We start from the raw sequence: 7,192 nt of genomic DNA, 5'->3' as shown, positions 1-7,192 counted from the left end.
CAAGCAAAAGATTGTTTTATAACTGGGGAGCTTTACCATTTACGTTATAGAATAATCGCTTATTCTCATCATAGTCTTTGAAGTTATTTGATGAGAGATTCTGTTGTGTTCAAAAAGCTGTGTACTATTTGAAAATAATCACACGTTTTGCGTACAATTTCTGTTGTTTGTTATTCTTGAGTACCTATAAAATTATTAGATTGACTCTCTTAGGTAGGGTTGATCGTTTTGAATTGTGAAAGTTGAAGAAAATGTCGATCACTATTTATAGCAAACCATCTTGTGTTCAATGTGATGCTACACGCCGTGCTTTTGATGCGAAAGGCATTCATTATCGTGTTGTTGATATTTCCTGTGATGAACAAGCATACAGTTTTGTTCAGTCTCTGGGGTATCGTCAGGTTCCTGTCGTTGTTTGTGGTGAGAATCATTGGTCTGGTTTTAGACCAGATATGATTAGTGGCCTTTGTGCTTAATGGGGCTTATTGTTTATTATTCGAGTGCAACGGGTAATACAGAACATTTTGTCTCGCAGCTTGGTCAAAGACTCTTCAAAATTGATAAAAAAAAGCCCTCTGCATTAGTTGGTGAACCTTATGTACTGGTTGTTCCTACATATGCAGATGGAGAAGGAAGAGGGGCAGTGCCGAAAGCCGTTATTCATTTTCTTAATGAAGTTGAGAACCGCAAATTAATTCGTGGTGTTATTGGCAGTGGCAACCGTAATTTTGGTCGCTATTATAGTTTAGCCAGTAAGATCATTTCTGAAAAATGTGGTGTACCTTGCCTTTATCGTTTTGAGCTGCGTGGAACTGATGAAGACGTTATTTGTGTAAAAAAGGGATTGGAAAGATTTTGGAAACAATTGGGATAGAACAGTCGCAGAAATCCGATCAGATTACTGATTATCATGCGCTGAATGCAATGCTTAATCTTTATGATGAAAATGGTCATATCCAATTTGATATGGATCGGCTTGCTGCACGGCAATATTTTCTTCAGCATGTTAATCAAAATACAGTTTTTTTTCATAACCTGAAGGAAAAAATAGATTACTTAATAGAAGAAGGTTATTATGAGAAAGCTTTATTTGAGCTTTATGATTTTTCTTTTATCAAAAAGCTTTTTAAGCGTGCTTATGCATTTAAATTTCGTTTTCCTACCTTTCTAGGCGCATTTAAATACTATACCAGCTATACGCTAAAGACTTTTGATGGGAAGCGTTATCTTGAGCGTTATGAAGATCGTATCTGTCTTGTGGCCTTATATTTGGCACAAGGGAATAAAGCTCTTGCTGAAAGTTTTGTGGATGAGATTATTACAGGGCGTTTCCAACCAGCAACGCCGACATTTTTAAATGCGGGGAAAAAACAGCGAGGTGAATTGGTTTCGTGTTTTTTGCTCCGTGTTGAAGATAATATGGAATCGATAGGTCGTGCGGTTAATTCGGCTTTGCAGCTTTCAAAACGCGGTGGCGGTGTGGCGCTTTGTTTAACAAATTTGCGGGAGGCTGGAGCACCAATTAAGCAAATAGAAAATCAATCATCCGGTGTTTTACCGGTGATGAAACTTTTGGAAGATTCTTTTTCTTATGCCAATCAGCTTGGGGCACGACAGGGAGCTGGAGCTGTTTATTTGCATGCACATCATTTAGATATTATGAAGTTTTTGGATACAAAGCGTGAAAATGCTGATGAAAAGGTCAGAATCAAAACGCTTTCGCTTGGTGTGGTTATTCCTGATATTACATTTGAGCTTGCACGGAATAATGAGGATATGTATCTTTTCTCATCTTATGATATTGAGCGTGTGATGGGTAAACCCTTTAGCGATATTTCTTTAACGGAGCATTATCGTTCTTTTGTTGATAATGCAAAGATTCGTAAGAAGAAAATAAGTGCACGCGTTTTTTTTCAGACATTAGCGGAAATTCAATTTGAGTCTGGTTATCCTTATATTTTATTTGAGGATACGGCTAATCGATCGAATCCGATCGCTGGGCGCATAAGTATGAGCAATTTATGTTCAGAAATTTTGCAGGTGAGTGAGGCGAGTGAACTAGAGACAGATTTAACATATCGCGCGATTGGAAGTGATATATCCTGTAATCTTGGGTCAATGAATATTGCCAAAGCCATGGAAAGTCCTGATTTCGGACAGACCGTGGAATCTGCTGTTCGCGCTCTTACTGCGGTTTCGGATATGAGTAATATTGCCTGCGTGCCTTCCATTGCGAAAGGCAATGCTGAAAGTCATGCGATTGGTTTGGGACAAATGAATTTGCATGGGTTTCTAGCGCGTGAGCAGATCTATTATGGGTCTCCAGAAGCAATTGATTTTACCAATATCTATTTTTACATCGTAACATATCACGCCATACGGGTTTCCAATTTAATTACGCGCGAACGTCAAGAAGTGTTTGCGGGGTTTGAAAAATCAGCTTATGCAGATGGGCGTTTTTTCAAAAAATATATTGAAAAAGAATGGAAACCGCAATTTGCGCTTGTACAAGAGCTTTTTGCACGGAATAATATTGTTATTCCAGATCAAAAGGATTGGCAAAAACTTAAGGATTTAGTTGTTGAGTACGGGCTGTATAATCGCAATCTACAGGCTGTTCCTCCTACAGGATCTATTTCCTATATTAATCATGCGACGTCTTCTATTCATCCAATTGCCTCAAAAATTGAAATTCGCAAAGAGGGAAAAATTGGGCGTGTTTATTATCCCGCTCCTTATATGGACAATACGAATTTAAATTTTTACCAAGATGCTTATGAAATTGGTCCTGAAAAAATTATAGATACCTATGCTGCTGCAACACAGCATGTTGATCAAGGTCTTTCATTAACATTATTTTTTCCGGATACCGCTACCACACGTGATATTAATCGTGCACAAATTTATGCTTGGAAAAAGGGTATAAAGAGTATTTATTATGTACGACTGCGGCAAGTAGCATTGAGTGGAACAGAGGTAGATGGCTGTGTTTCGTGCAGTTTATAGGAGATCATCATATGACAAAGATTACAACCAAGAATCCTGTTGTGTGCGCTGTTAATTGGAATAGATTACATGATGAGAAAGATCTTGAGGTATGGAACCGCTTAACTGGAAATTTTTGGTTACCTGAAAAAGTTCCACTTTCTAATGACATTCCCTCATGGTCCAGTTTGACGGAGGAAGAACGCAAACTAACAATTCGTGTTTTTACAGGATTAACGCTTTTAGATACAATTCAAAATACTGTGGGCGCCATTTCTCTGCTGGCTGATGCCATAACAGAGCATGAGGAGGCGGTTTTGACAAACATTGCGTTCATGGAAGCAGTTCATGCACGTTCTTATTCCTCTATTTTTTCAACCCTTTGCTCGACGGTAGAAGTTGATGATGCATTTAGATGGTCTGAAGAAAATATTCATTTACAGAAAAAGGCTCGATTAGTCCTTGAGCGTTATGAAGCAAATGATCCACTCAAGAAAAAAATTGCTTCGACTTTGCTAGAAAGCTTTTTATTTTATTCTGGTTTTTATTTGCCCATGTATTGGGCTAGTCGCGCTAAGTTGACCAATACAGCAGATCTCATTCGACTGATCATTCGTGATGAAGCTGTCCATGGTTATTATATAGGTTATAAGTTCCAATTGGGCTTTGCAAAGCTTGATGAAGCCAAAAGACAAGAAATTAAAGATTTTGCTTTTAACTTGCTCTTTGACCTTTATAACATCGAGTGTAAATATACTGAAGATCTTTATGATGCCCTTGGATTGACGGAAGATGTGAAAGTTTTTCTTCATTATAATGCAAACAAGGCTTTAATGAATTTGGGTTTTGAAGCCCTTTTCCCCCCTGAGGTTTGTCATGTTAACCCCGCTATTTTGGCTTCTTTATCACCAAACTCTGACGAAAATCATGACTTTTTTTCAGGAGCTGGTTCTTCTTATGTCATTGGTAAGGCAGTTGCTACCACGGATGATGATTGGGAATTTTAATGTTTGCACGTAAACAGAAGTGCGCGGGGTATCCCATTGAGATCTTTGCGCATTTCTAAACATTGAAAGCCATTTTTTTCAAACAAATCGCAAACTTCTTTTTCTTGAGAGTAACCAATTTCAACAGCGATAATGCCATTTTCTTTTAAGTAGTTGGCGGCTTCATGGGCGAGTTTTCGATAAAAATCAAGCCCGTCTTTTCCACCGACCAGAGCGCGCAGTGGATCATGTAAGCGCACTTCTTTTTCAAGTTTTTTGATATCTTTTTCGGGAATATAGGGGGGGTTGGAAACGATAAAATCAAAGCGATCAGTGACAGAATCAAACCAATCGCTAAGAAGAGGTGTAAAGCGATGCATTACTTCAGCATTTTTTGCATTTCTTGTAGCCGTTTTAAGGGCATCTTCAGAAATATCGACTGCTACTGCATAAGATTGGGGAATTTGTTTAAGAATGGCAATGGCAATGGCACCACTTCCTGTTCCCATATCAAGGAGTGTTGTTTTTCTTGAATTTTCGACCTTTTTTTTGAGGAAAGGGAGAACAAGATCGATGAGCGTTTCTGTATCAGGACGGGGTTCTAATGTCTCTCGCGACAATGCGAAAGATATGCCATAAAATTCTCGTGCTCCTATAATACGGTAGACGGGTTCTCCCGCAATACGCCGTTGTACAGCTTGTTCTATTTGTATAATGCGCTCAGAAGATAAATGTATATCTGGGTTAGAAATTCTCTCAGCAGCATTTATCCCTGTTATCCATTCGACGAGTATTTTTGCATCGAGATCAGCTTCCAAAATTCCTTTTGAGCGCAATTTTTTTTGCGTTTGTTGGATGATATTTTTGAAAGAATATTTGCTCAATTATTATCCATTTCCATCAGGAGTGCTGTTTGATGATCTGAGATGAGCGCATGAATAAGCTCATCAAGATCTCCTTCCAAAATACGATCGAGCTTGTACAGGGTCAGGTTAATACGGTGATCGGTGACACGCCCCTGTGGAAAATTATAGGTACGAATACGTTCTGAACGATCACCAGAACCAACTTGGCTTTTACGGGAAGCTGAACGTTCACTTTCCACTTTTTGTCGTTCGATATCGAATAAGCGTGCCCTTAAAATTTGAAGAGCCCGTGCTCGGTTTTGATGTTGTGATTTTTCTGCTTGTACAACCATAATTCCTGTTGGAATATGGGTGATACGAACAGCTGAATCTGTTGTATTGACATGCTGTCCTCCTGCTCCAGATGCACGCATTGTATCGATACGAATATCTTCAGGACGAATATCAATATCGATTTCTTCAGCTTCTGGAAGCACTGCAACGGTCGCCGCAGATGTATGGATACGTCCACCAGTTTCTGTTTCAGGGATACGTTGCACACGATGAACACCTGATTCATATTTCAATTTAGAAAAGACACCTTTTCCTGAAATAGAAGCAATAATCTCTTTATATCCCCCAACTTCTCCCTCACTGAGCGAAATAACCTCTACTTTCCAATGGTGAGCATGGGCATAACGTTCATACATGCGGAAAAGATCACCAGAAAAAAGCGCTGCTTCTGATCCACCCGTTCCTGCTCGAATTTCAACAATAGCGCTTTTTTCATCAGCAACATCTTTAGGCAAAAGCAGGATCTGGAGTTCTTTTTCAAGTTGCTCTACTTTTTTATAGAGCGATGGTAGCTCTTCTTGTGCAAGATTACGCATCTCTATATCTGTTTGTTTATCATTGATAATCGTTTCTAATTCTGTAATCTCTCCATAAAGAGCATTTAATGCGCGTATAGAAGCAATAACGGGTTGTAGCTCTGCGTATTCAGAAGCTAATTTGACATATGTTTCAGCATTTGGATTGGTCGTCATTTGGCTTTCAATTATTTCAAAGCGCTTTTCAAGCTGTTTTATGCGATCTTTTGGCAAAGAAACCATGATAATATTGGCCTAATTTTTCATAATATTTTGTTGCAATATTTTTGTTATAACACTGGCAATGAACTACCGTATAGCATTATATAAAAAGGGGTAATAAAGTAGAAAAACTTTTTTGCCAATGAAAACTATTTATATTTTTAAGGTAAATTTTTATAAAATTCGATTTGTCTGAGATATTTTCATCGTATGGTATATAATCATCTTTTTAAGAGTTTTTTTTTCCATAAAGTTCAAGACGATGATGAATAATATTATAGCCAAGGGATTTTGCAATTTCTTCTTGCAATTTTTCAATAACATCTGAATGAAACTCGATAACTTGTCCTGTTTCTATATCAATGAGATGATCATGATGTTGCCCATCTGCTTGCTCAAAACGAGATGGACCACCACTAAAGGTATGACGGTGAATTGTTCCATTTCCTTCCAATGTTTTCATGGTTCGATAAACCGTTGAGAGTGAAATACTCGAATCTATTTTGTTTGCACGCTGAAAAATTTCAAATGCATTGGGATGATCATTTGTATCAGCCAAAATATCAAGAATAACACGCCGTTGGCGCGTTACTCTTAAACCAGCTGTGCGCAATTCTTGCTCATAGTTTCGCTTTTTATTCATCTTCATTGTTTGCTTTTCAAACAAAGGTTCCATGACAGTGTTTATATTTTTTCTCTGAACCGCAAGGACAACGTTCATTACGCCCAACTTTCCCCCATGTGGTTACATCATTGGGGTCACGGTCTTGGGGATTAACAAACCTATTTTCTTGTGATCGTGCCCATAAGGGTGGAGCATTTTCTTGATTTTTATCATTAGAGATAGAAGAATCAGCACCATTTCTCTCAGGTAGGGTCGGTTCGGTAGGTTGTTGAACAATTTCAAAGCGCATAAGTTTAGAAGTGACAATTCGGCGTAAATTTCTCAGCATACTTTGAAAGAGTTCAAAAGATTCTGTCTTATACTCATTGAGTGGATCGCGCTGCGCATAACCACGAAAACCAACAACAGAACGCAAATGGTCTAAACTTACCAGATTTTCACGCCATAGCGTGTCAATAGTTTCGAGCAAGACTGCTTTATGAAAATAAGCCATAATCTCTGGAGTATAGCGTTTAGTACGTTCATTTTCAAGTTTTGTAACAGCATCCAAGATACGCTCTAAAATTTGTTCCTCGGCAATTCCATCTTCTTTTGCCCATTCTTCCACAGGAAGTTCAAGATTAAAGAGCTGTTGAAGTTCTTCCTCGAGAGCTTTTACAT

The 7,192-nt window shown here is 38.4% G+C and carries 8 protein-coding genes; 4 read left to right on the top strand and 4 right to left on the bottom strand.

Annotated elements, in window-relative coordinates; all coding sequences use genetic code 11:
• Positions 1-251 precede the first annotated feature (251 nt).
• The 4 genes from nrdH to nrdF are packed head-to-tail and all read left to right on the top strand — an operon-like array spanning position 252 to position 3,992.
• On the top strand, positions 252-476 hold the full coding sequence (gene nrdH, locus BN338_RS08480) for a glutaredoxin-like protein NrdH (protein WP_005774163.1): 225 nt from the start codon (positions 252-254) through the stop codon (positions 474-476).
• The gene (gene nrdI / locus BN338_RS08475) at positions 476-874 is read left to right on the top strand and encodes a class Ib ribonucleoside-diphosphate reductase assembly flavoprotein NrdI (protein WP_039760995.1); all 399 of its coding nucleotides are present in this window, start codon (positions 476-478) and stop codon (positions 872-874) included. The genes nrdH and nrdI overlap by 1 nt, the downstream gene beginning before the upstream one ends.
• The gene (gene nrdE, locus BN338_RS08470; protein ID WP_039761209.1) at positions 856-3,006 is read left to right on the top strand and encodes a class 1b ribonucleoside-diphosphate reductase subunit alpha; all 2,151 of its coding nucleotides are present in this window, start codon (positions 856-858) and stop codon (positions 3,004-3,006) included. The genes nrdI and nrdE overlap by 19 nt, the downstream gene beginning before the upstream one ends.
• Before the next feature lie 11 nt (positions 3,007-3,017).
• Positions 3,018-3,992: a class 1b ribonucleoside-diphosphate reductase subunit beta gene (gene nrdF / locus BN338_RS08465; protein WP_039760993.1), complete on the top strand. Its 975-nt coding sequence runs from the start codon at positions 3,018-3,020 to the stop codon at positions 3,990-3,992.
• Here the strand turns inward: nrdF and prmC are convergent.
• The 4 genes from prmC to BN338_RS08445 all read right to left on the bottom strand — a co-directional run.
• Positions 3,989-4,855 (bottom strand): peptide chain release factor N(5)-glutamine methyltransferase, encoded by an 867-nt coding sequence (gene prmC, locus BN338_RS08460; protein ID WP_039760991.1) that lies wholly within the window; start codon positions 4,853-4,855, stop codon positions 3,989-3,991. The genes nrdF and prmC overlap by 4 nt on opposite strands.
• Positions 4,852-5,928 (bottom strand): peptide chain release factor 1, encoded by a 1,077-nt coding sequence (gene prfA, locus BN338_RS08455; protein WP_039760989.1) that lies wholly within the window; start codon positions 5,926-5,928, stop codon positions 4,852-4,854. The genes prmC and prfA overlap by 4 nt, the downstream gene beginning before the upstream one ends.
• Positions 5,929-6,136: 208 nt before the next feature.
• Complete coding sequence (locus tag BN338_RS08450; protein ID WP_039760986.1) at positions 6,137-6,628, bottom strand: Fur family transcriptional regulator; 492 nt, start codon at positions 6,626-6,628, stop codon at positions 6,137-6,139.
• Positions 6,567-7,192, bottom strand: a 626-nt coding sequence (locus tag BN338_RS08445; protein WP_039760984.1) for an SEC-C metal-binding domain-containing protein, incomplete at its 5' end; no start/stop codon positions are given. The genes BN338_RS08450 and BN338_RS08445, both read right to left, overlap by 62 nt.

This window comes from Bartonella queenslandensis AUST/NH15 (assembly GCF_000312585.1).
GTDB lineage: Bacteria > Pseudomonadota > Alphaproteobacteria > Rhizobiales > Rhizobiaceae > Bartonella > Bartonella queenslandensis_A.
The sequence above is the reverse complement of the archived record's forward strand: the minus strand, read 5'-3'. Positions and strand labels throughout refer to the sequence as shown.

Coding starts and splice junctions, on each gene's coding strand:
- BN338_RS08450 (WP_039760986.1), bottom strand. CDS start 6,628: ATGAACGTTGTCCTTGCGGTTCAGAGAAAAAATATAAACACTGTCATG.
- nrdF (WP_039760993.1), top strand. CDS start 3,018: ATGACAAAGATTACAACCAAGAATCCTGTTGTGTGCGCTGTTAATTGG.
- prfA (WP_039760989.1), bottom strand. CDS start 5,928: ATGGTTTCTTTGCCAAAAGATCGCATAAAACAGCTTGAAAAGCGCTTT.
- nrdH (WP_005774163.1), top strand. CDS start 252: ATGTCGATCACTATTTATAGCAAACCATCTTGTGTTCAATGTGATGCT.
- nrdI (WP_039760995.1), top strand. CDS start 476: ATGGGGCTTATTGTTTATTATTCGAGTGCAACGGGTAATACAGAACAT.